Source organism: Sporosarcina sp. GW1-11, from assembly GCF_033088395.1.
Lineage (GTDB): Bacteria > Bacillota > Bacilli > Bacillales_A > Planococcaceae > Sporosarcina.
Genome location: NZ_JAPMIW010000011.1, coordinates 72116 through 94332 on the forward strand (window position 1 = coordinate 72116; position 22217 = coordinate 94332).

A 22217-nucleotide genomic window follows, 5' to 3' on the forward strand; every position below is an offset into this window, starting at 1 on the left:
GTGATACCATAAAAGTAGTAGGTACATAGACGGGGGTGTTTTTTTTGAAAAAGGTAGTTACGGTTCAGGCGAATACAGTGGAAGAGGCAATTCAACAAGCTTTAATTATGCTAGAAGTGCCATTGGAGCAAGTACAAGTAGAAGTGCTAACGAATCCCGGTAGACGTTTAATGGGCTTGAGGAAAGCACTAGCAGAGGTAAAGGTTACTAGTGTAGATCAAGTTGGAGAACCGCCTATTGCACGAGAACTTTCTAAAATCGAAGAGTTAGCTAGTTTATTGGATGACGTAGATTTGAATGGACCACAAGCGGTTAATCGTCCAGCGAAGAAAGAAATACCGGATATGAATAATCAGAGCGATGTAAGTGCTGCACGTATACAAGAAGGAAAAATACAATTCCAGTTTAATGATAATTCATTACCGTCAATTATTCCAAATGAAAATGCTTTACTGTATGTCAATGGAGAACTGTGCACGCAACCTATATCTATCCAGCCAGAAGATCAAGTGACTCTAACGATTTGTGATGAAGTTGTTGCACCGAAGTTCACGATTCAATTAATCGAAAAAAATATGATTGCATTACTTTCATTTACACCGGGGAAACGTATAAAGCGTTCATTAGCAAATACGGCTTGGTCTCCAAGATTAGCTATTCGCGTAGACGAAGTGACTGAAGTTACGAATGATATTAAACCGCAACAGATTGTCGATGAATTGAAAGTGATGGGTGTGCAACAAGGCCTTGTATTTCCTGCAATTAAGAAAGCGACGGAAGTAGATAAGCCATATGAATTGATTGTAGCGAAAGGAACACTTCCTGTAGAAGGCACAGACGGTGATTTGGAAGTGCATGTTCGCTATGAAGCGTTTGATCCGAACAGTGAAGAAAAAGTAGATTTTCGAGAAATGAATGCAATTACGAATGTCAAAGAAGGGCAAGTTATCGCGACGCATGTTTTACCTGTTGAGGGAACTGCCGGACGAAGTTTACTAGGACATAAAATTCCGGTAAAACCAGTGCGGGATGTTATATTGCGTCTTGGTAAAAACGTGGAGCAAGTCGATCGGGATCTAGTGGCATTGATTTCAGGAAAGCCAGTGATCGTGTGGCGCGATCGATTAGTTGAAATTGAAGTGAATAGTGAATTTAACCACCCGGGAGAAGTCAGCTTAGAAAGCGGAAATATTCGATTTGAAGGAGACGTGCGGATTGGAGGAAATATCCTACCCTCAATGTTTGTAGGGGCGACGGGTAGTATTTTTGTCGGAGGATCTATAACGAAAGCAACCATTCATGCGATGAAATCTGTGATGGTACGAGGGAATGTGTTATCCTCTACGATTAGTGTCGGTAAACAGGAGGCAGCGATTAACGAACTAGCTAGATTAATCAAAGAGGTAACTCATTTACTTGTGCAGATTAAAGAAGCTGTCGATCAAATATTTATTATACGTGGACAAGGTGAAGCAGATTTGAATCCATCTGAATTAAAACGTTTAATTCAATTATTGATGGAGAAGCGCTATGCACAATTGGAAGATTTGAATAAACAATTTATCCAGAAAGTTCGATCCCAAAAAGCAACCCTAGATGAAGAATGGACAAATGTTGCAGATTCGCTGTATGACATCTTCATAAATCCAATCAATGAAGATATGCAGAATCTTGAGGAGTTTGGCCGAGTCGTAGAAGAAGCTCAAATCCTTGCGCAATTGTACGATGGCGGGAGCTCACTACAGACGAAATTATCTGTTCCATATGCCATAAATAGTACGCTTTACAGTAATGGTCATATTGAAGTTTATTCTAAGGGTGTATATCATTGCAACTTGAGTGCTGAACAGACGATTAAAATTAATGGGGTGTGTCGTGGAGGAGAAATTTCAGCACCTTTTGAAATTGTTTTACAGGAGTCAGGTTCAAAGAATCCGGTGAAGACCGTAATTCGGACGAGTGCAGAAGGTTGTATCAAAATTGGTAGGGCGTTTGCCGGTACAGAGATTTATGTAGGCATACGAAAACACGTATTTACGAAGGATGGTACGAATATTACTGCGCGTTTGAATGCAGAAGGAGAGTTAGACCTTGGATGACGGCTGGTTAAGAAATTTACACTGGTGGACCAGTAAAGTTGGAACATAAGTTGCGGGTATGAAAGAACATACAAAAGTGAAACTAGATAAATCAATAGATCCTGCGAAGTCGTCTGTAAAAACCAGCCCGTCACAAGCCGTCAACTGTTAGTCATTGAAATTACTGGAAAAATAATCATTTAAGAAAAGGTCCAAGCATTTTGCTTAGACCTTTTTAACGTGAATAAACATAACAACTCCCCACATTGCATAAACTACAAGTACATTAATAAATCAATGAAAAATATTCTCAATTACACTTGAAAAACGTTCTCAATAAGAGTATGCTAAAAGCAACGAAAGATTCGGAATCATAACTTGAAAGGTCGGGGTATACAATGTATAAAGTAGTAGTGTTGGCAATTATGGCAGGAATCGGATTCGGTGCAGCAGCAGGATTTTCTATAGGAAGCCAAGAGATGACAGGTATGTTAGCGGGCATTGCGGCACTAGCATTCATTGCAGCTCCGGCAGCAGTTGTTTGCTCAAGTAAAAAGAAAAAGTGGGAACAAGCTCATTAATCTCTTGAAAAAGGTCTGGAAATCTTATAGATTTCCAGACCTTTTGTTTACAATGTAACTTCAATTTTAGTATGCGGACCAACCGTTATCAGCTTCCATAATTACACCATTAACATAGGATGATTCGTCAGATGCTAAGAATAACGCAATGTTTGCGATTTCTTCTGTTGTACCTGGGCGGCTCATCATGTTGACTCCTCTAAGTGCTTGCTTCATGCCAAACTCATCAGGTTGTGTTAAATTATTCGTGATATTTGTTGGTACTGCCGCCGGAGCAATTGCATTACAACGAATGTTTAATGGACCATAGTGAGAAGCAACATTTTTTGTCATGCCTGCAACTGCGTGTTTAGAGGCTGTGTAGGCTAGCCCTCCACGTCCTCCAGTTACTGCGGAGATTGATGCCATATTAACAATGACACCCGCCTTTTTCTCTTCGAAAATCGATAAAGCTTTACGCGTCGCACGCATTACACCTGTTGTATTAATAGCTAATACTTTGTCCCATACGTCATCGGTAATCGTTGCTGCTGAATACATATTGTCTATAATACCTGCATTATTGACAAGAATATCGAGCGTTCCAAATTGCCCAACTGCTGTATCGATCATGTTTTGAACGTCATCTTCCGCAGTTACGTTTGTTTTTACTGCAAGTGCTTCTCCTCCAGCGGCTTTGATTGTCTTGACGGTTTCTTCTGCACCCTCCATATTCATATCCGCGATGACAACTTTTGCCCCTTCACGTGCATATAATTCTGCAATTTCACGTCCGAGTCCAGAGCCAGCACCCGTTACAACTGCTACTTTGTTTTCTAATCGTTTCAACAAAATCGCCTCCAATTTAATTCATACCTTCATATTATAGTATACAATTTAACATTAAAGTATTATGAACAATAAATTGTTTTTTTAGTATGCTGAGCGGAAATTTTAATGGAACGTCAAAAAACAGCCTAAACAGTCAGTATGAAACTGATTGTTCGGGCTGTTTTATTTTCATCCGACATTATTGAACTTTTACGCCTTCCACCGCTTCTTTTGCAGCATAAAGTGCTTGTTTAACATCAGCGATTAAATCTTCAATATCTTCAACGCCTACTGAAAAACGTAGTAGACGATCATCGACACCGCGACGATTCCGCTCTTCGATTGGAATATCCATATGTGTTTGTGTCGTTGGGTACGTGATGAAACTTTCCACTCCGCCAAGACTCTCTGCGAATGAAATAAGTTGCATATTTTCTAGGAAAGGACCAACCCATTCGCTATTTTGTACACGGAAAGATACCATACCACCGATTCCTGCATATAGCACGTCCACGATTAAAGGTTCTTCTTCCAAATAGGCAACCATCGCTTTGGCATTGGCATCATGTTGTTTCATGCGTAAGTGTAATGTTTTTAGTCCTCGGACAACGAGCCATGAATCAAGTGGTGAAAGTGTTGCGCCAATTGCGTTATGCTTCGTAAACAAACGCTCGCAAAGTTCCTCTCCTTTTGCGACAACTAGACCAGCAAGTACGTCATTATGTCCACCGATATATTTTGTTGCGCTGTGGATGACGATATCTGCACCTTCTTCAATCGGACGCTGGAAATAGGGCGTTAAAAATGTATTATCGACAACTAGCAGTAAGTTGTGCTTTTTTGCGAGCTCAGCATAGATTGAAATATTGATATTCAACATCAGTGGATTCGTAGGTGTTTCCAAGAATATCGCTTTTGTGCGCTCTGTAATTGCCTGTTCCACTTCCGTGACATCTTCAAATGATAAGTAGCGTGTCGTAATCTGATACATTTGCTCATATTGATTGAACAAACGATAAGTTCCACCATACAAATCTTCAGGCGCAAGTATTTCATCGCCTGTTTTGAACAGAGATAGAATTAGCTGAATCGCTGCCATTCCAGAGCTACAAGCAAACCCTTGATCACCGGACTCTAGATTAGCGATTCCTTCTTCTAGAACGGAGCGTGTCGGATTTTTTGTGCGTGTGTAATCGTATCCAGTAGATTTTCCAAGGCCATCATGATGATAAGCAGTTGATAAGTAAATAGGGGTATTGATCGCACCAGTTCTCTTATCTGAATTATTTCCTAATTGTACTAATCTTGTTTCTAATCCGTTGTTTGTCATCAACATTCATCCCCTTTAGAAAAATAAAAAAAGACCTCTTCATTTCGAATAGGCCCTCGAACATACAAGTTTGTTTGTCGTATTCTCATCTTCAAGGTGAGTGTTCACCCTTGGAATTAGCACCATGCCGATCCGGCTGGTTGCTGAGACATCTTTGGGCCTATCCCTCCGTCTCTCTCGATAAGAATATTCGAAATATAAGAAATACTAGTGACAAAATCATTCTATCATTCAGACATAGTAGATGCAAGCTTCTCTCCTAGATAGGAGGTTCATTTTTCGTTCAACTAAAAAATTTGCTATACTAAAAAGTAGGTTGAAAGTTGAAAGGGGACGAGCGCATTGGCTTGGGGTTATGTCGCTTTAGCAGCGCTTGTAGAGATCTTTTGGGTAGTTGGATTACGTTACTCGGAGACTTTTTTACAATGGACTGGTACGACCGTAGCAATTATTTTTAGTTTTTACTTCATCATTAAAGCGTGTGAGAAGCTCCCTTCAGGAACTGTTTATGCTGTATTTACAGGATCAGGAGCTGCTGCGATTTTAGTAGTCGATATATTCGTTTTCAAAGCGGACTTTACGTGGATCACTTTGTCATTTATCGCGTTGATTGTAATAGGGGTTGTTGGTATTAAGATGACAACGGATGAAGCAGATCAGCAAGGAGGCGATTAATCATGGCTTGGGTCTACTTGGCGATTGCCAGTCTAGGAGAGATTTTTGGTGTCATGAGTATCAATTATTATTTACAAAAGCGCTCGATGACACGATTATTTCTCATTGTGGGCATCTTTAGTTTCGGCTTTGTTTTTCTTTCCCTTGCTATGCGTGAAATTCAAATGAGTACAGCTTATGCGATTTGGACAGGCTTTGGTGCAGCGGGTGCGGTAGTAATGGGGATAATCATTTTTAAAGAATCCGCTAGCGTCAAGCGCATCTTCTTTTTATCGTTAATTATCGTAGGGGCTGTTGGTTTAAAGTTATTCGGCTGACTGAAAGGGTTTGAGGGAATTGGTGTATTGGACCAAGTTTCAATTTGTAAAATGGCAAGTAACGCTGGCGGCTACTGAACAAGGTCTGTGTTACGTAGGATTGTCTGACAGTAGCGAACAATATTTGACCGACTGGTGTTACGAGAAATTCGTTAAAGTAGAAATAGTGGAAAATGCTAGTGAATTAGCAACTTATGCAAATGAAATTGCTAAATACTTATCCGGTGTACAGACAGACTTTAAAGATATACGGATGGATCAACAGGGCACGCCATTTCAACTTGAAGTATGGAACGCGCTTCAAGAAATACCTTATGGAGACACGGTCAGTTATTCAATCATTGCTAATAAAATAGGCAAACGATCTGCTGTTCGAGCGGTCGCTTCGGCCATCGGGAAAAATCCGCTTCTCCTAGTGATTCCCTGTCATCGAGTCGTTGGAAAAGATGGAAGCTTGTCGGGGTACCGGGATGGAAAAGAAATAAAGGAACAGTTGCTTCAATTGGAAAATAGTTCAAAGATAATTGGTTGACAATGTAGAAGTCTATGCTAAACTGGAAATGTTCGACAATTCAATAATCATAACTAGGGGTGTCCAGCTAAACTGGACTGAGATGGAATGAAATGAACCGCATGCATTCCGAACTCTTTGGACCTGATCTGGCTCGTACCAGCGTGGGGAAGTTTTATCTTACAATCGACGTGCTTATTTGTGCGTTTTTGAAGACCAGGTCCATTACGATGGAACTGGTCTTTTTTTCGTCGATTCCCTCTACTTGTATGTAGTCATGGTCTACCCTCAAAAAGGAGACGATGACAAAATGAAAAAAGCAACAGAAGAAATTCAGATTCATACGTGTTTTCCGGCAAGTAAAAAAGTGTATGTGCAAGGTAGCCGTCCCGATATCCTTGTCCCAATGCGTGAAATCGCCTTATCACCGACTGTGACAGAACGAGGTGAATTTCCAAATGAACCTGTTCGAATCTATGATACAAGTGGAAAGTACACAGATGCTGAATATGAAATAAATATAAAAAAGGGACTTCCCGCGATTAAAAAAACATGGATTCTTGAGCGGAATGATGTGGAAGAATACGAAGGACGTGAAGTGAAGCCACAAGATAACGGTTTTCGTACGTCGGAACAAATGAACAATGCTCAGCAATTTCCATTGTTAAAACGCAAACCATTACGTGCGAAAAAAGGACGTAATGTAACACAAATGCACTATGCCCGACAAGGGATCATTACACCTGAGATGGAATTTATCGCAATTCGTGAAGCGGTAGACCCAGAGCTAGTTCGCGATGAAGTCGCTAGAGGACGGGCAATTATCCCTAGCAATATCAATCATCCAGAAGCGGAACCGATGATTATCGGAAGCAAGTTCCATGTTAAGATTAATGCCAATATCGGCAACTCAGCAGTGTCTTCATCAATTACTGAAGAGGTTGAGAAGATGACATGGGCTACACGTTGGGGTGCAGATAGTATTATGGATCTATCTACAGGAAAAAATATTCATACGACACGTGAATGGATTATTCGTAACTCGCCTGTACCTGTTGGAACTGTGCCGCTTTATCAAGCACTTGAAAAAGTAAATGGTCGGGTGGAAGATCTGTCCTGGGAAGTATTTCGAGATACATTAATCGAGCAAGCAGAACAAGGTGTTAGTTATTTCACGATTCATGCGGGTGTGTTATTGCGTTATATTCCTATGACCGTGAATCGTATGACGGGCATCGTGTCGCGCGGCGGTTCAATTATGGCGCAATGGTGCATGTTAAATCACAAAGAAAGTTTCCTTTATATGCATTTTGAGGAAATCTGTGAAATTATGAAACAGTACGATATTGCTTTTTCTTTAGGAGATGGTTTACGTCCGGGTTCAATTGCAGATGCCAATGACGAAGCTCAATTTGCAGAACTTGAAACGCTTGGCGAGCTGACGAAAATTGCTTGGAAGCATGATGTCCAAGTGATGGTTGAAGGGCCAGGCCACGTTCCGATGCATTTGATTAAAGAAAATATGGATAAGCAACTAGAGATATGTCAAGAAGCTCCATTCTATACATTAGGACCGTTAACGACAGATATTGCTCCTGCCTATGATCATATTACGTCTGCAATTGGGGCAGCGATGATTGGTTGGTTTGGTACGGCGATGCTTTGTTATGTGACGCCAAAAGAACACCTTGGCTTACCGAATAAAGAAGATGTTCGCGAAGGTGTCATTACGTATAAAATTGCAGCGCATGCAGCGGATTTAGCGAAAGGCCATCCGAATGCGCAAAAACGTGATGATGCTTTATCTAAAGCGCGCTTTGAATTCCGTTGGCAAGATCAATTCAATTTGAGCTTGGATCCTGAGCGTGCCATGGAATATCATGACGAAACCTTACCAGCTGAAGGAGCGAAAGTGGCTCACTTTTGTTCTATGTGCGGACCTAAATTCTGTAGTATGCGAATTTCACACGATATAAGAAAGTATGCAGATGAAAATAGCTTGGAAGAAAAGCTAGAAATTGAACAAGGTTTGCAAAGGAAAGCAAATGAATTTAAGAAATCTGGTGCGAAAATCTATCTCTGAATAAGGAGTGAGTCATATGACAACGGCGAATTCGTTAGTGTATGACATTGCTTTAACACGTCAAAATTTGCGTCAATTGGAATTGCGTTTAAAGCAGTTACAAGCTAATTGTATTCACCGATTTACAGAATCAACAACTCATCGAGAATGTAAGAAATGTAAGTTCGTTGAGAGTATTCATTACTAAGTAAACTAGAAAGAGCTAGCTAGACTTTGCTCTTTCTAGTTTTTTGTTTCAAATAAATATATAGAATGCGCATGGCAGACAATTATAGATTATAATGATTTCACAAGACAGGAGTGGACGACGACCGCGAATACAAACAAGTTAAGCCGATAAAGATTAATGAAGTAGTAGCGGTGAATCCTATACAAATGTATTTGACTACTGAGAAAACTGTACTCCCTGCTTATGGACGAACAATAGAAGTGGCTTGAATTCTTTTAAAGAGGTGAGTGAATATGAAAGTTAGTTTATTTATCACATGCTTAGTCGATATGTTTTATGCGGATGTGGGAAAAGACATGGTAGAAGTGTTAGAGCGACAAGGGTGTGAACTGTCGTTTCCTAAAGGGCAAGTATGTTGCGGTCAGCCGGCTTATAATAGCGGCTACGTAGAAAGTTCGAAGTCTGCGATGAAAAACATGATTAAGACATTTGAACATGCAGAATATGTTGTCACACCTTCAGGGTCTTGCGCAACGATGTTCAAATTGTATCCTGAAGTATTCAAGGATGATTTACAGTGGAGTGACAGAGCGCAGAAACTTGCGGATAAAACGTATGAGTTCACGCAGTTTTTAGTAGACGTGTTAGAGATCGAGAATGTAGGTGCAAAACTAACGGGAAAAGCAACCTATCATCCGTCATGCCATATGACAAGATTACTGGGTGCGAAAGAACAACCAAAGAAATTACTCGCTCAAGTCGAAGGTTTAGAAATGATTCCATTACCGAACGGTCATAATTGCTGTGGATTCGGTGGGACATTTTCTGTTAAAATGGGCGATATTTCGGAACAGATGGTAGACGAGAAAGTAAACAGTGCGATGGAAACGGAAGCGGATTATTTAATCGGAGCTGACTGCGGATGTCTCATGAATATCGGCGGTCGCGCGGAGCGAACAGACAAGTCGATTCGCGTCATGCACATAGCGCAAGTACTGAATAGCTACGAATAGAAATGGGGTGAACATTTATGTCGATGAAATTTAGCGCGAAAAACTTCAATGAGCGTACAAAGGACAATATTTCCGATGACTTTATGCGTAAAGCGGTGGCAAGTGCACAGGAGAGATTGCACGGTCGTCGACTGGATGCTGCTGAAGAACTCGGAAGCTGGGAAGAGTGGCGCTCACATGGTGAAGAAATTCGTCAGCATGTACTAGAAAACCTAGACTACTATTTATACCAACTGAGTGAAAACGTAGCGCAGCGTGGAGGTCACGTATTCTTTGCTAAAACGGCAGAAGATGCAAGCGCTTACGTTCGTGACGTCATAGTGAAAAAAGAAGGTAAGAAAGTTGTTAAATCGAAATCGATGGTGACAGAGGAAATTAATCTGAATACGGTATTAGAAGAAGCAGGTTGTGAAGTCATCGAGACAGATTTAGGAGAGTACATTCTACAAGTAGATGATCACGATCCACCATCGCATATCGTAGCTCCTGCACTTCATAAAAACCGAGAACAAATCCGTACGGTATTCGCCGAGAAACTCGATTATAAGAACACATCGGAACCTGAGGAATTGGCATTACATGCACGTGAAAAACTGAGACAGGAATTTCTTACAGCGGATATCGGTATCACTGGCTGCAACTTCGCCATCGCGGAAACAGGTTCTATTACTCTTGTAACGAATGAAGGAAATGCGCGTCTAGTATCTGCTCTGCCAAAAACGCAGATTACGGTAATGGGCATGGAACGTATCGTTCCTTCATTTGAGGAGTTTGAAGTGTTAGTCAGTTTATTGACACGCAGTGCGGTCGGACAGAAGTTGACAAGTTATGTTACGGCACTAACGGGACCGAGAGATGATGGAGATGCAGATGGACCGGAAGATTTTCATTTAGTCATTGTCGATAATGGACGCTCAGAAATTCTAGGTACTGAATTCCAATCCGTGTTGCAATGTATTCGTTGTGCAGCATGCGTCAATGTTTGTCCGGTGTATCGTCATATCGGTGGTCACTCGTATGGCTCGATTTATTCAGGGCCGATTGGTGCAGTACTATCTCCTTTACTCGGTGGTTATGATGATTTCAAAGAATTACCTTTTGCCTCCACATTATGTGGAGCTTGTACTGATGCTTGCCCAGTGAAAATTCCACTTCATGAATTACTTCATCAGCATCGACGAGTCATCGTGGAAGAGGAGGGGCGTTCGCCTATTTCAGAAAAACTTGCTATGAAAGCATTTGGAATCGGTGCTTCATCTAATCCGCTATATTCGATGGGAGCGAAAGTGGCATCTACTGCAATGAAGCCATTGACGAAAAATAACCGAATTTCAAAAGGACCCGGTCCATTAAAAGAATGGACGGACTTGCGAGAGTTTCCTGCAGTGGGCAACACGCGCTTCCGCGATTGGTTCTATGATCAGAAAGAGGGTAAATAAACATGGCAGGAACAATTCAAAACCGTGAACGTTTTCTAGCAGAAATTGCAACGCGACTAGGTAGAGAACCGAAAGTGCGAGTTGAGAAACCAGTATGGAAGCATCAACCACAACGCGCGGTACTTAAAGATGCTTCTGCAGAGGAATTACTTGATGTACTTCGTAAACAATGTCAACAGATTCATACGGATGTAGTTGAGACAACACTTTCTAATTTGCCGAATGCGCTGAACGAAACAGTCAAGTTATATGGTGGCGGGCCGTTATCGCTTTGGAGAGATCCACGCTTTGAAGAATTTGGCTTGTCTAATTTAATTGAAATGAAGTGGCCATCTGAAGAGATAGAAGTGAACAGTTGGGACGCGACACTTGGTGATGAGAATATCGAACGGGCTGAGCAAGCGAATGTTGGTATCACATTCAGTGATTTGACACTTGCGGAATCAGGTACTGTCGTATTATTCAGCAGCGCAGACAAAGGACGCTCTGTCAGTTTGCTACCGACACATTATATTGCAATCATCCCTAAAAGTACCCTCGTACCAAGAATTACACAAGCAGCTGATTTAATCCGTGAAAAACTCGACAACGGCGAACAAGTGCCTTCCTGCATCAACTTCATCACAGGTCCGAGCAACTCCGCTGACATCGAAATGAATTTAGTCATCGGTGTGCACGGTCCAGTTAAAGCAACTTATATTGTGGTGGGTGATTGCTGATATAAAGAAAGTAAAAGTGACTAGGTAAAATTAAACTCTCTATCATCACGCCTTTATCTATCTATGAGGTGCTAATAATAAAAGTTTCCTGTTTAACAGACGCAGAAGATGGTTACTTTGCGGAGAGAAAGGGGAAATAGTGTATAATGAAACCATTATTGTAGCGGAAGAAGGAGACGACTATGACCTCATTATATCGAGACGACAGCTTAGCACTACACACAGACCTTTACCAAATAAATATGGCGGAATCTTACTGGGCAGATGGGATACATGAAAGGAAAGCTGTGTTTGAAGTGTATTTTAGAAAAATCCCATTCGGCAATGGCTATGCAGTTTTTGCAGGCCTAGAGCATGTATTAAAATACTTACAGGAATTTTCATTCACTGAAAGCGACTTGACTTATTTGCGAGAAGAACTTGGATTCGCTGACGACTTCCTGGATTATTTGAAAGACGTCCGTTTTACAGGAGACGTCTATTCAATGAAGGAAGGGGAATTAGTATTTGCTAATGAACCGATTATTCGAATTGAAGCGAATCTTATTGAAGCGCAATTAATTGAAACAGCTTTACTTAATATCGTGAATTACCAGACATTGATCAGCACGAAAGCGAGCCGTATTAAACAGGTAGTGAAAGATGATATCGTCATGGAATTCGGTAGTCGTCGTGCACATGAAATGGATGCAGCGATATGGGGTGCACGCGCGGCTGTAATCGGTGGAGTAGAATCGACGAGTAATGTGCGGGCGGGTAAACGATTTGGTTTAATGGTCTCAGGCACGCATGCGCATTCATTCGTACAAGCGTATAAAGATGAATATACAGCATTCAAAGTATATGCACAGCGCCATAAAGATTGCGTATTTTTAGTGGATACGTATAACACGTTGAAAATCGGTGTGCCGACTGCGATCAAAGTAGCGAAGGAACTTGGCGATAAAATTAACTTTATCGGTGTTCGACTTGATAGTGGAGATATTGCATTCTTATCAAAAGAAACGCGCCGTATGCTCGATGAAGCAGGTTTCCCGGATGCGAAAATCGTCGTGTCCAATGACTTGGATGAATACACGATTTTGAACTTGAAAGCACAAGGGGCGCAAGTAGATATTTGGGGGATTGGAACAAAGTTAATAACGGCTTACGATCAACCAGCACTTGGGGCGGTCTACAAAATTGTCTCGATTGAAAACAGTGATGGTGAAATGGAAGATACGATTAAAATCTCCGCCAATGTAGAAAAAGTGACGACACCTGGACGCAAAAAACTGTATCGAATAATTGACTTGGAAAACGGTAAAGCTGAAGGTGACTATATTACGATGCACGATGAAGATCCAGCATCAGAAGAACGCATAAAAATGTTCCATCCTGTGCATACATTTATCTCAAAGTTTGTAACGAATTTCAAAGCGGTTAATTTGCATGAACAAGTGATTTGTAATGGAGAAGTTATTTATGAAAATCCATCGGTCTATGCTATTCGCGATTATGCACACAGCAATTTAGATTTATTGTGGGAGGAATATAAACGTTCCATGAATCCTGAAGAATATCCTGTCGATTTAAGTCAGAAATGTTGGGACAATAAAAGACGTAATATAGAAGAAGTTCATGAAATGGTAGACCAATATACAAAATGAAAAGGAGTGGGAGCGTTGACATTGCAGCAAGAAATTATCCAAACGTTACGTGCGAAGCCGGCAATCGATCCGCAGCAAGAGATCCGAACTTCCATCGACTTTTTAAAAGCTTATATGAAAAAGAACACATTTTTACAAGGAATGACACTAGGCATTTCGGGTGGACAGGATTCTACATTAGTCGGTAAGTTGGCGCAGCTAGCAATTGATGAATTGAATGAAGAAGCAGGGAAGGAAACCTATCGTTTCTATGCTATTCGCTTACCGTATGGTGTGCAATTCGATGAAGATGATTGTCAGGATGCACTGCGTTTTATCCGTCCTTCGGTAGTATACACAGTAGATATCAAGGATGCAGTCGATGCGAGTGAACGGGCGCTAAAACATGCGGGCGTATATATTACCGATTTTGATAAAGGTAATGAAAAAGCTCGTGAGCGTATGAAAGTCCAGTTTTCGGTAGCAGCTGTTCATCACGCGGTTGTTCTTGGAACTGATCATGCTGCAGAAGCTATTACAGGTTTCTATACGAAATTCGGGGATGGTGCAGCAGATCTTATGCCGATTTATCGGCTAAATAAGCGCCAAGGAAAACAACTACTGAAGGCGCTAGAGTGCCCGCCGCATCTGTACGAAAAAATCCCTACAGCTGATTTAGAAGGTAATAAACCTGCGATACCAGACGAAATTGCTTTAGGCGTAACGTATGATGAAATCGATGATTATCTAGAAGGTAAGCAAGTTTCTGATGAAGCAAGAAAGCAAATAGAAGGACATTATTTGCGTTCAGCACATAAACGACATTTGCCGATCACGGTATTTGACGACTTTTGGAAATAATGGCTGCCGGTCTTTTATACAAAAGATCGGCAGTTTTTCCGTTTGTCGGAAGAATTGGTTTCGGGTATGATAATCACATATAGATGAACGGAGAAAATAAATAGAGTAGGGGGGGAACGCCATGCATTCACAATGGATTGACAAGGTATTGACGAATATAGAGAAAGTGATTGTCGGAAAAAGGGAAATTGCGGAGTTAAGTATAACGGCATTACTCGCTGGCGGTCACGTCTTGCTGGAAGATGTACCAGGCGTTGGTAAGACGATGCTAGTTAGAGCGCTCGCAACAACGATAGGTGCACAATTTAAGCGTATACAATTCACGCCAGATTTATTGCCTTCGGATGTGTCGGGCGTCTCTGTTTACAACCCACAAACGATGCAATTTGAATTTCGACCGGGTCCTCTAATTGGTAATATCATTTTAGCAGATGAGATCAATCGTACGTCACCGAAAACACAATCCGCTTTATTAGAAGGTATGGAAGAATCGTCAATTACAGTGGATGGTACGACAATTCAGTTACCGAAACCATTTTTTGTTATGGCTACGCAAAACCCTATTGAATATGAAGGGACTTATCCATTGCCTGAAGCGCAGTTAGATCGTTTTATTTTTAAATTAAAAATGGGTTATCCGACGAAACAACAAGAGATGGATATTTTAAAGCGTGCCGAACGACAAGTACCAATTGAACAAATTCAATCAGTCCTAACGATAGATGAATTATTGGAGTTGCAGCAACAAGTCCAAAAAGTGGTCGTAGACGATACGATTATTTCGTATATAGTGGATTGCGCTGAGGCGACGCGTCAACATGAGTCAGTCTCATTAGGGGTCAGTCCTCGTGGTACATTAGCGCTTATGAAAGCTTGCCAAGCCTATGCGTTTATCCAAGAGCGCTCATTTGTTTTACCGGATGATGTGCAGTATTTAGCGCCATACGCGTTTTCACATCGACTGATTTTGCGTCCACAAGCCAAATATGAAGGAGTACAAGCTGAAGAAATTGTCCGTCAAATTTTAAGTCGCCTAGAAGTGCCAGTACGTAGGTCTTCTACTATATGAAGCGAATAGAATCAATCGGACGTATCGTAGGTGTCATTGGCATTGGAATCATGGCGTATGTCTTTGCAAAATTCCAAGGCGGATTTGTTAGTTGGTTTATTTTCTATATGATCTTCCCTTTTATTACATATTCGATGCTGTTTTATTTGTATCCATTACGCGACTTCACCGTAAAACGTCAAATAGAATCCAGTCAATTAACGAGTGGTGGACGAGTGACTGTTCGCTTGGTTGTGAAAAGGAAATGGCCATTCCCACTACTTTACACGGTCATTACAGATTGCAGACGCTTCGCGAGTAAAGAACGCACAGTACAACAAATGGTGTTACTAGGATTTCGCAGAGAGTATTCATTTACCTATACATTAACGAACGTTCAACGTGGGGAATATATATTGCCGAGCATAGAAATTGAAGTAGTAGATTTTTTTAATTGGATTCAAAAACGCAAGGTATTTGCTGTAGAGGATACATTTCTCGTCTATCCGAAGTTGACCGAGCTCGTCTATGAATCGTCTTCATTTGGAATGAATGAAGGGCAGAAAATGTCGGCCTATATGCTAGCGAGGGATGCGACGTTGCCTTCAAGTGTTAGAGAGTATGCAACGGGTGACCGATTATCTTGGATTCACTGGAAATCTTTTGCGCGTACGAATAAATTAATGACTAAAGAATTTGATGATCAACAATCCGAACAATATATGGTCTTACTCGATTGTTCGCCGGCAAGAACATTTGAGACGGTCGTAGAATTTGCGGCATCTCTTCTTGTGACTGCTCGCCAGCATCAAGCAAGTCTGACGTTATTGCTTTCTGGTCAACGACGTCTTGATATTCGCTCAACTGATCAAATGAACCAAGCGTTAGTTCATCTGGCAAAAATACAGCCTATAGAAACTTCTGTCCTATCTTTGCCTATGAAGTATACCGATAAGGAAGATCTGTTGTTAGTGATTACCGGAAATCTTCGAATGGAATTCATAGAGCAAGTGCTAGAAAGCTATCGTAGACCGTCCGCGATTATTTGTTTTGTGGCAGTCGATGAAGATACGCTTACAGAAAAATTGGAGTTAACGGTTATGCAAGTTCGGAAACTAGGTATTAGCGTCCGGCTGATTAGTCAATCGAATATTTCGTTGGCAATGAAAGAGGCGGTGAGATCTTGAAGAAGAGCCGTTTGAATTGGAAGGCCTTAGTATTCTTGTACGGATTAAGTGTGATCTTGCTTTGGGAATGGTTTATTCCCATTATGGAACTGACGGATTTCGGAAATGCATCGTTGTTTTTGATTTATATACTGCTATTTTTTATCTTGGCATTAGTTGATGTGAATTGGTGGATCAGTGCAATTTTACAAGTAGTTTATATTTTATGGGCTATTCATTATATCTACTTTGATCAACTTTTATTATCTATAGATACGATTGCTGTTATTTTAGCGGATGTGAAGCAAAATGTACTGCTCTTAGTTCAGGGGGAGCTAGGAGAGTTATCGAATTCTTTTCGCACGCTTCTGCTATTTGTATTAATTTGGATGATTGCCTATTTAATCCGGTATTGGATTGAAGTACGTAATAGTATGATGATGTTCTTTGCACTTACGGTCTTATTCGTTGCGTTACTTGATACGTTTAGTCCGTACGATGCTTCCGCTTCCATTGTTCGAATTATGATTGTCGGTCTGCTCGTCGTCGGCTATGTAACGCTTATCCATTTGACGGGTGAAGAGCAGACGTCAATTCGTCCGAAACGTTTACTCCTTTTATCACTTCCGTTGCTCCTTTTCGTATCGATTGTCGGTTTACTCGCTAAAAATGCGCCTGTTCATCCGCCGGCTTGGCCTGATCCAGTGCCATTTTTACTATCATTGGCAGGAGCAGATGGAAATGAACAAGGAGAGGGTGTTTCGAAAGCGGGATATGATCCTGATGACTCCCAGCTTGGAGGCGCCTTTGTCCAAGACCACCAGCTAGTGTTCGAGGCGGCTGTAGAGAAACGTCAATATTGGCGAATTGAGACGAAGGATACGTATACTTCGAAAGGGTGGATCCAGAAGCAAAAAGAAGAAACAGAGATTTTGCGTACGAATGAAAACTTGTGGGGTTCTGACGATGTCAAACCATCTTACGCAAGACTTCAGTTTACTGAAAAGTTGCCGTTTCTAGTGATACCCTATGGCACGAAGAAAGTTCTATACCCTGAACCACTTTCGATTATGCATGAGATCGCAGCGAATCGATTATATTTATTGATGGGCGTTCAAGAAGAATTGAAACAATATGAAGTGGAATACACCACACCCCAATATACGATGTCTGAATTGCAGAAAACGGAGATGCTTGCTTTCGAAACGGTCCCAGAAGATTTAACTAGCTATACGCAACTACCTGAGAACCTACCAGAGCGTGTGAAAGAGTTGGCTTTATCCATTACGGAAACTGAAACGACTGTCTATGATAAAATCAAAGCGCTGGAGCAATACTTTAAGAAAAGTGGATTTACATATGAAACACAGAATGTAGCGATACCGGATGAAACTCAAGATTATGTAGATCAGTTTTTATTCGATACGAAAAAGGGCTATTGTGATAATTTTTCCACGTCTATGGCGGTAATGCTTCGTTCGGCTGGAATTCCTTCGCGTTGGGTGAAAGGTTTTGCCCCAGGTGAACTGTCATACAAAGCGTCAGGGAAAAGTGTCTATCGTGTAACGAATGACGAAGCGCACTCTTGGGTAGAAGCGTACATACCGGAAATAGGTTGGATGCCGTTTGAGCCGACGATTGGTTTTACGCATCCGACAGATATCAAGTGGGATATTGCAGAACCGGTCGAAAAAGAGCAAATTGTAAAGCAGCCTGATCCGCCAAAAGTAGATAAAGTTGAACCGATTCAGAAGAAAAACAAAACGGCCCAATTAGTTAAGTTGCTAAAAGAAAAAGTCCTTTGGTTCTTTGGGCAATGGTGGTTATATGTCACATTGACTTTCTTGCTTGCTGGTGGGATTTTATTGGCCTATCGACAGAGGGGAAAATGGCTTCCAAAATGGAATGTACGCCAACTTCGTAAACGTTCGGATGGTTGGCAGAAGTTTGAGCAACAGTATAGCCAACTTTTACAGCAACTGAATCGTGCGGGGATAAAGAAAGAAGCGGGAATGACGCTGTCGCATTATGCAAAAGTAGTGGATGAAAAGTATGGGGGCGACCGTATGCGTATGTTGACGCAAGCTTATGAAAAGGGTGTTTACGGAAAAGACGATCAATCACAGGAATGGCAGAAGTTAAATGAAGTTTGGGAAGATTTAATTATTAGTACTATTTGTTGATTTTTTTACGAAGTATGCGTAAAATAAATAGCGAATCAATGCTTGATATGGCCTCGACATATCTTGCACTAAACGAACGTCAACCATTATTGTATACTGTGGTGGAAGGGGGCGCGTGGAAAGTTGACTTTCTAACGCGTCTTTTGTAGTTGAGGCATGAATCAGCACTATTAAATTGGAAGAGGTGGACCAGTTGTCAAATGCTCCTTTGTTAGTCGAACAAGAAAAAATGGTGGTACTCGATTACGGTAGTACGTATAATCAGCTCTTCACGCGAACAATCCGTGAATTTGGTGTATACAGTGAATTACATGCGCATACTACGACTGTTGAAGAATTAAAAGCAATGAATCCAGTAGGTATCGTACTTTCTGGTGGGACGGCATCTTTGGGAGATGTTACTGCATATGAGATCGATCCGGAAATATTCACGTTAGGCATTCCAGTTCTAGGTATTAGTTATGGAACGCAGTTAATCGTGAATCATTTAGGTGGTGCGATTGAAAAGACGACAGATTGCGATGGTCATACAGAAGAGATTACAGTGGATACAACATCACCATTGTTTGCAGGTCAAACAGAGAAGCAAAATGTCTACGTTGCTCACAGTGTGAATGTAACGCAATTACCAGAAGGGTTTACAGCGACTGCAAAAGACTCTGCTGGCAATATTGCAGCAATTTCAAATGATGAACAACAAATCTATGCGATTCAATTTCATCCGGAAGTGCATCATTCAGAGCATGGTAAGGAATTCTTACGCAATTTCGTTTTCGATATTTGCAAAGCAAAAGGCGATTGGACGATGGATCGTTTCATAGATATCGAAGTAGAAAAAATTCGTTCAACTGTCGGAGATCGTAAAGTTCTTTGTGCATTGAGTGGCGGAGTAGATTCTTCGGTAGTAGCGGCTTTAATCGACCGTGCAATTGGCAATCAGTTAACATGTATTTTTGTTGATCACGGCTTGCTTCGTAAAGGTGAAGTGGAAAGTGTCGTTAAGACATTCAGCGAACAGTTCAGCATGAATTTCATCAAAGTTGATGCGCGCGAACGTTTCTTGAAGAAGCTAGCAGGCGTTACAGATCCAGAACAAAAACGTAAAATCATTGGTAATGAATTCATCTATGTATTCGATGAAGAATCTGCTAAGTTAGACGGCATCCAATTTTTAGCACAAGGTACAATTTATGCAGACATCATTGAAAGTGGTACAGCTACATCTGCTACTATTAAATCACACCATAATGTCGGTGGTTTGCCAGAAGATATGGATTTCGAGCTAATCGAGCCTCTTCGCGCGTTATTTAAAGACGAAGTTCGTGCGGTAGGTGCAGAACTTGGTTTGCCTGAAGAAATCGTTAACCGCCAGCCATTCCCTGGTCCTGGTCTAGGTGTTCGTGTGCTTGGTGAAATTACAGAAGATAAGTTGGAAATCGTTCGCGATGCTGACTGGATTTTGCGTGATGAAATCGCAAAAGCAGGGCTAGACCGTTCGATTTGGCAATACTTCGCAGTTTTACCGAACATTCGCAGCGTCGGTGTTCGTAATGAACAGCGTTCGTATGATTACGCAATTGGAATTAGAGCAGTTCATTCTGTAGATGGTATGACAGCTGACTGGGCACGTATTCCTTGGGATGTACTTGAGAAGATTAGTACGCGTATTACTACTGAAGTTGATCAAGTCAACCGTGTCGTATATGATATTACAGCTAAACCACCTGGCACAATCGAGTGGGAATAAAATAATTAATTGAATATGATCGTATAACGCTAGGAATATGGCCTGGAAGTCTCTACCGAAGCACCGTAAATGTTTCGACTACGATCCGAAATAGAAGAGAATCTTCTATTGGATTGACTAGAGGCATGCGAATATCATTCGTATGCCTCTTTTTACATAATGAGAGTAAGGAAGGTCATAATGAAAAAGTATTTCGAGTTTGATAAGCTGGGTACCAATTACCGTCGCGAGATTATCGGTGGAATTACTACATTTTTGGCAATGGCTTATATTTTAGCAGTCAATCCAATTATGTTGTCTTTGGATGTAGTACCAGATTTGCCTGATTCCATGAGAATGGATAAAGGAGCCGTTTTCGTTGCTACAGCACTTTCAGCAGCAGTCGGAACGTTATTTATGGGGTTAATAGCGAAATATCCAATTGGTTTAGCACCTGGTATGGGGCTGAATGCGTTTTTCGCCTTTACTGTAGTGTTAACATACGGAATACCTTGGCAAACTGGTTTAACAGGTGTTCTATTTTCTGGATTGATTTTTATCGTTCTTTCATTAACTGGGTTGCGTGAAAAGATTATTAATGCGATACCGGCCCAATTGAAATTCGCAGTTGGAGCGGGGATAGGATTATTCATTACCTTCCTTGGATTACAGAACGCGAAGATTATTGTAGGAGACGAGAATACATTAGTAGGACTAGGTGATTTAACTGCGGGCCCTACATTACTAACGATTTTCGGCTTAGTTGTGACGGTCATTATGATGGTTCGTAAAATCAAGGGTGCTATTTTCTATGGGATGATTATGACTGCCATTTTAGGTATGGCGGTCAGTTTAATAGAAGTGCCACATAAAGTAGTAGATAAAATCCCGTCCGTTGCTCCGACATTTGGTGCGGCATTTGATGCGATCTTTAACGATCCCGCTTCATTAATGACAACTCAATTTCTTGTGATCGTTATTACATTCCTGTTTGTAGATTTCTTCGATACGGCAGGAACACTAGTAGCAGTTGCAACACAGGCGGGACTTATGAAAGAGGATCGTCTGCCACGTGCAGGTAAAGCATTACTTGCTGATTCATTGGCAACCGTAACAGGAGCTGCAATGGGAACATCGACGACGACGTCATATATTGAGTCTACAGCCGGCGTTGCTGCAGGAGCGAAAACGGGATTTGCTTCTATAGTAACGGCAGTATTATTCTTATTGGCGTTATTTTTCTCTCCGCTGCTGTTAGTCATTACACCAGCAGTGACGGCACCGGCCCTTATTATTGTAGGGGTATTGATGGTTTCTACGTTAGGCAATATAGAATGGAACCGTTTTGAAATCGCTGTTCCTGCATTCTTTACGATTATTGCTATGCCGTTGACGTATAGTATCGCTACCGGAATCGCAATTGGTTTTATCTTTTATCCAATCACAATGTTGGTTAGCGGTAGAAGAAAAGAGATTCATCCAATAATGTACGCGTTGTTTGTGATTTTCATATTGTATTTCATTTATTTAAAATAGACATATAAAACCGCTCTCCGGCCAACGGAGGAGCGGTTTTCTCTTTGTTTGTATTCGTTTGAAGAAAGAGGGGGGAGAGAAATATAGTCTTTATTTGAAAAAAGATGTTTAAAGTTGTTGACATTATTAAGTCCCTTTGGTATATTTAATAAGCAGTCGAGACAAGCACTGCAATGAACCTTGAAAACTGAACAGTAAAACGTTAACGAAATAAACGTTTGTGCATCGGCTCTGTCGGTGACATAAACAAAATGAGTATCTTAATTGATGCCAGCAAATGAAACTCGAGCTAATCGAATTTTCATTCTACTGACTGGCGAGACATTGTGGAGTGCTAGGAAGCG

General features: G+C 41.2%; 19 protein-coding genes and 3 riboswitches. Of the genes, 17 read left to right on the top strand and 2 right to left on the bottom strand.

Going from position 1 to position 22217, the window contains the following annotated elements:
- Nucleotides 1–44: 44 nt before the first annotated feature.
- The gene (locus ORD22_RS08835; RefSeq protein ID WP_317645583.1) at nucleotides 45–2099 is read left to right on the top strand and encodes a FapA family protein; all 2055 of its coding nucleotides are present in this window, start codon (nucleotides 45–47) and stop codon (nucleotides 2097–2099) included.
- Between the two features lie 377 nt (nucleotides 2100–2476).
- Nucleotides 2477–2659, top strand: coding sequence for a hypothetical protein (locus ORD22_RS08840; RefSeq protein WP_317645584.1), 183 nt, complete (start codon nucleotides 2477–2479; stop codon nucleotides 2657–2659).
- Between the two features lie 66 nt (nucleotides 2660–2725).
- On the opposite strand, the gene ORD22_RS08845 is transcribed toward ORD22_RS08840, so the two are convergent.
- A complete protein-coding gene (locus ORD22_RS08845) occupies nucleotides 2726–3487 on the bottom strand; it encodes a glucose 1-dehydrogenase (protein ID WP_317645585.1) in 762 nt (253 codons plus the stop codon).
- Between the two features lie 181 nt (nucleotides 3488–3668).
- Nucleotides 3669–4799, bottom strand: a complete 1131-nt coding sequence (locus ORD22_RS08850; RefSeq protein ID WP_317645586.1) for a methionine biosynthesis PLP-dependent protein — start codon at nucleotides 4797–4799, stop codon at nucleotides 3669–3671.
- Nucleotides 4800–4881: 82 nt separating this feature from the next.
- A riboswitch (SAM riboswitch) is annotated at nucleotides 4882–4986 on the bottom strand.
- 155 nt (nucleotides 4987–5141) lie between these two features.
- Between ORD22_RS08850 and ORD22_RS08855 the strand changes: the two genes are divergently transcribed.
- The 15 genes from ORD22_RS08855 (at nucleotide 5142) to ORD22_RS08925 (ending at nucleotide 21873) form a co-directional block, all read left to right on the top strand.
- Complete coding sequence (locus ORD22_RS08855; protein WP_317645588.1) at nucleotides 5142–5474, top strand: DMT family transporter; 333 nt, start codon at nucleotides 5142–5144, stop codon at nucleotides 5472–5474.
- A gap of 2 nt (nucleotides 5475–5476) precedes the next feature.
- A complete protein-coding gene (locus ORD22_RS08860; protein WP_317645590.1) occupies nucleotides 5477–5791 on the top strand; it encodes a DMT family transporter in 315 nt (104 codons plus the stop codon).
- Nucleotides 5792–5813: 22 nt separating this feature from the next.
- Nucleotides 5814–6323, top strand: a complete 510-nt coding sequence (locus tag ORD22_RS08865) for a methylated-DNA--[protein]-cysteine S-methyltransferase (protein WP_317645592.1) — start codon at nucleotides 5814–5816, stop codon at nucleotides 6321–6323.
- A 45-nt stretch (nucleotides 6324–6368) separates the two neighbouring features.
- A riboswitch (TPP riboswitch) is annotated at nucleotides 6369–6490 on the top strand.
- Between the two features lie 122 nt (nucleotides 6491–6612).
- The gene (thiC, locus tag ORD22_RS08870; protein ID WP_317645594.1) at nucleotides 6613–8385 is read left to right on the top strand and encodes a phosphomethylpyrimidine synthase ThiC; all 1773 of its coding nucleotides are present in this window, start codon (nucleotides 6613–6615) and stop codon (nucleotides 8383–8385) included.
- A 16-nt stretch (nucleotides 8386–8401) separates the two neighbouring features.
- Nucleotides 8402–8572: a hypothetical protein gene (locus tag ORD22_RS08875; RefSeq protein WP_317645595.1), complete on the top strand. Its 171-nt coding sequence runs from the start codon at nucleotides 8402–8404 to the stop codon at nucleotides 8570–8572.
- Nucleotides 8573–8847: 275 nt separating this feature from the next.
- Nucleotides 8848–9567, top strand: coding sequence for a (Fe-S)-binding protein (locus tag ORD22_RS08880; RefSeq protein ID WP_317645596.1), 720 nt, complete (start codon nucleotides 8848–8850; stop codon nucleotides 9565–9567).
- 17 nt (nucleotides 9568–9584) lie between these two features.
- Entirely contained in the window at nucleotides 9585–11006 is a 1422-nt protein-coding gene (locus ORD22_RS08885) for a LutB/LldF family L-lactate oxidation iron-sulfur protein (protein WP_317645598.1), read from the top strand.
- A gap of 2 nt (nucleotides 11007–11008) precedes the next feature.
- Entirely contained in the window at nucleotides 11009–11725 is a 717-nt protein-coding gene (locus ORD22_RS08890; protein WP_317645601.1) for a LutC/YkgG family protein, read from the top strand.
- Between the two features lie 182 nt (nucleotides 11726–11907).
- On the top strand, nucleotides 11908–13374 hold the full coding sequence (locus ORD22_RS08895) for a nicotinate phosphoribosyltransferase (RefSeq protein ID WP_317645603.1): 1467 nt from the start codon (nucleotides 11908–11910) through the stop codon (nucleotides 13372–13374).
- A 15-nt stretch (nucleotides 13375–13389) separates the two neighbouring features.
- The gene (gene nadE / locus ORD22_RS08900) at nucleotides 13390–14214 is read left to right on the top strand and encodes an ammonia-dependent NAD(+) synthetase (RefSeq protein WP_317645605.1); all 825 of its coding nucleotides are present in this window, start codon (nucleotides 13390–13392) and stop codon (nucleotides 14212–14214) included.
- A 121-nt stretch (nucleotides 14215–14335) separates the two neighbouring features.
- A complete protein-coding gene (locus ORD22_RS08905) occupies nucleotides 14336–15283 on the top strand; it encodes an AAA family ATPase (RefSeq protein WP_317645606.1) in 948 nt (315 codons plus the stop codon).
- Nucleotides 15280–16449: a DUF58 domain-containing protein gene (locus tag ORD22_RS08910; protein WP_317645607.1), complete on the top strand. Its 1170-nt coding sequence runs from the start codon at nucleotides 15280–15282 to the stop codon at nucleotides 16447–16449. Before ORD22_RS08905 ends, ORD22_RS08910 begins: the two co-directional genes overlap by 4 nt.
- Complete coding sequence (locus ORD22_RS08915; protein WP_317645608.1) at nucleotides 16446–18611, top strand: transglutaminase TgpA family protein; 2166 nt, start codon at nucleotides 16446–16448, stop codon at nucleotides 18609–18611. The genes ORD22_RS08910 and ORD22_RS08915 overlap by 4 nt, the downstream gene beginning before the upstream one ends.
- A 229-nt stretch (nucleotides 18612–18840) precedes the next feature.
- Nucleotides 18841–20358, top strand: a complete 1518-nt coding sequence (gene guaA, locus ORD22_RS08920) for a glutamine-hydrolyzing GMP synthase (RefSeq protein WP_317645613.1) — start codon at nucleotides 18841–18843, stop codon at nucleotides 20356–20358.
- A riboswitch (purine riboswitch) is annotated at nucleotides 20358–20459 on the top strand. Its footprint overlaps the gene before it by 1 nt.
- A gap of 79 nt (nucleotides 20460–20538) precedes the next feature.
- Entirely contained in the window at nucleotides 20539–21873 is a 1335-nt protein-coding gene (locus ORD22_RS08925) for an NCS2 family permease (RefSeq protein ID WP_317645609.1), read from the top strand.
- Nucleotides 21874–22217: the final 344 nt, after the last annotated feature.

Bases quoted from the DNA above. Each gene is read 5' to 3' on its own strand.
- ORD22_RS08840 (WP_317645584.1), top strand. From the start codon at position 2,477: ATGTATAAAGTAGTAGTGTTGGCAATTATGGCAGGAATCGGATTCGGT.
- ORD22_RS08880 (WP_317645596.1), top strand. From the start codon at position 8,848: ATGAAAGTTAGTTTATTTATCACATGCTTAGTCGATATGTTTTATGCG.
- ORD22_RS08850 (WP_317645586.1), bottom strand. From the start codon at position 4,799: ATGACAAACAACGGATTAGAAACAAGATTAGTACAATTAGGAAATAAT.
- ORD22_RS08895 (WP_317645603.1), top strand. From the start codon at position 11,908: ATGACCTCATTATATCGAGACGACAGCTTAGCACTACACACAGACCTT.
- ORD22_RS08910 (WP_317645607.1), top strand. From the start codon at position 15,280: ATGAAGCGAATAGAATCAATCGGACGTATCGTAGGTGTCATTGGCATT.
- ORD22_RS08925 (WP_317645609.1), top strand. From the start codon at position 20,539: ATGAAAAAGTATTTCGAGTTTGATAAGCTGGGTACCAATTACCGTCGC.
- ORD22_RS08860 (WP_317645590.1), top strand. From the start codon at position 5,477: ATGGCTTGGGTCTACTTGGCGATTGCCAGTCTAGGAGAGATTTTTGGT.
- ORD22_RS08875 (WP_317645595.1), top strand. From the start codon at position 8,402: ATGACAACGGCGAATTCGTTAGTGTATGACATTGCTTTAACACGTCAA.
- ORD22_RS08905 (WP_317645606.1), top strand. From the start codon at position 14,336: ATGCATTCACAATGGATTGACAAGGTATTGACGAATATAGAGAAAGTG.
- ORD22_RS08890 (WP_317645601.1), top strand. From the start codon at position 11,009: ATGGCAGGAACAATTCAAAACCGTGAACGTTTTCTAGCAGAAATTGCA.
- guaA (WP_317645613.1), top strand. From the start codon at position 18,841: ATGGTGGTACTCGATTACGGTAGTACGTATAATCAGCTCTTCACGCGA.
- thiC (WP_317645594.1), top strand. From the start codon at position 6,613: ATGAAAAAAGCAACAGAAGAAATTCAGATTCATACGTGTTTTCCGGCA.
- ORD22_RS08885 (WP_317645598.1), top strand. From the start codon at position 9,585: ATGTCGATGAAATTTAGCGCGAAAAACTTCAATGAGCGTACAAAGGAC.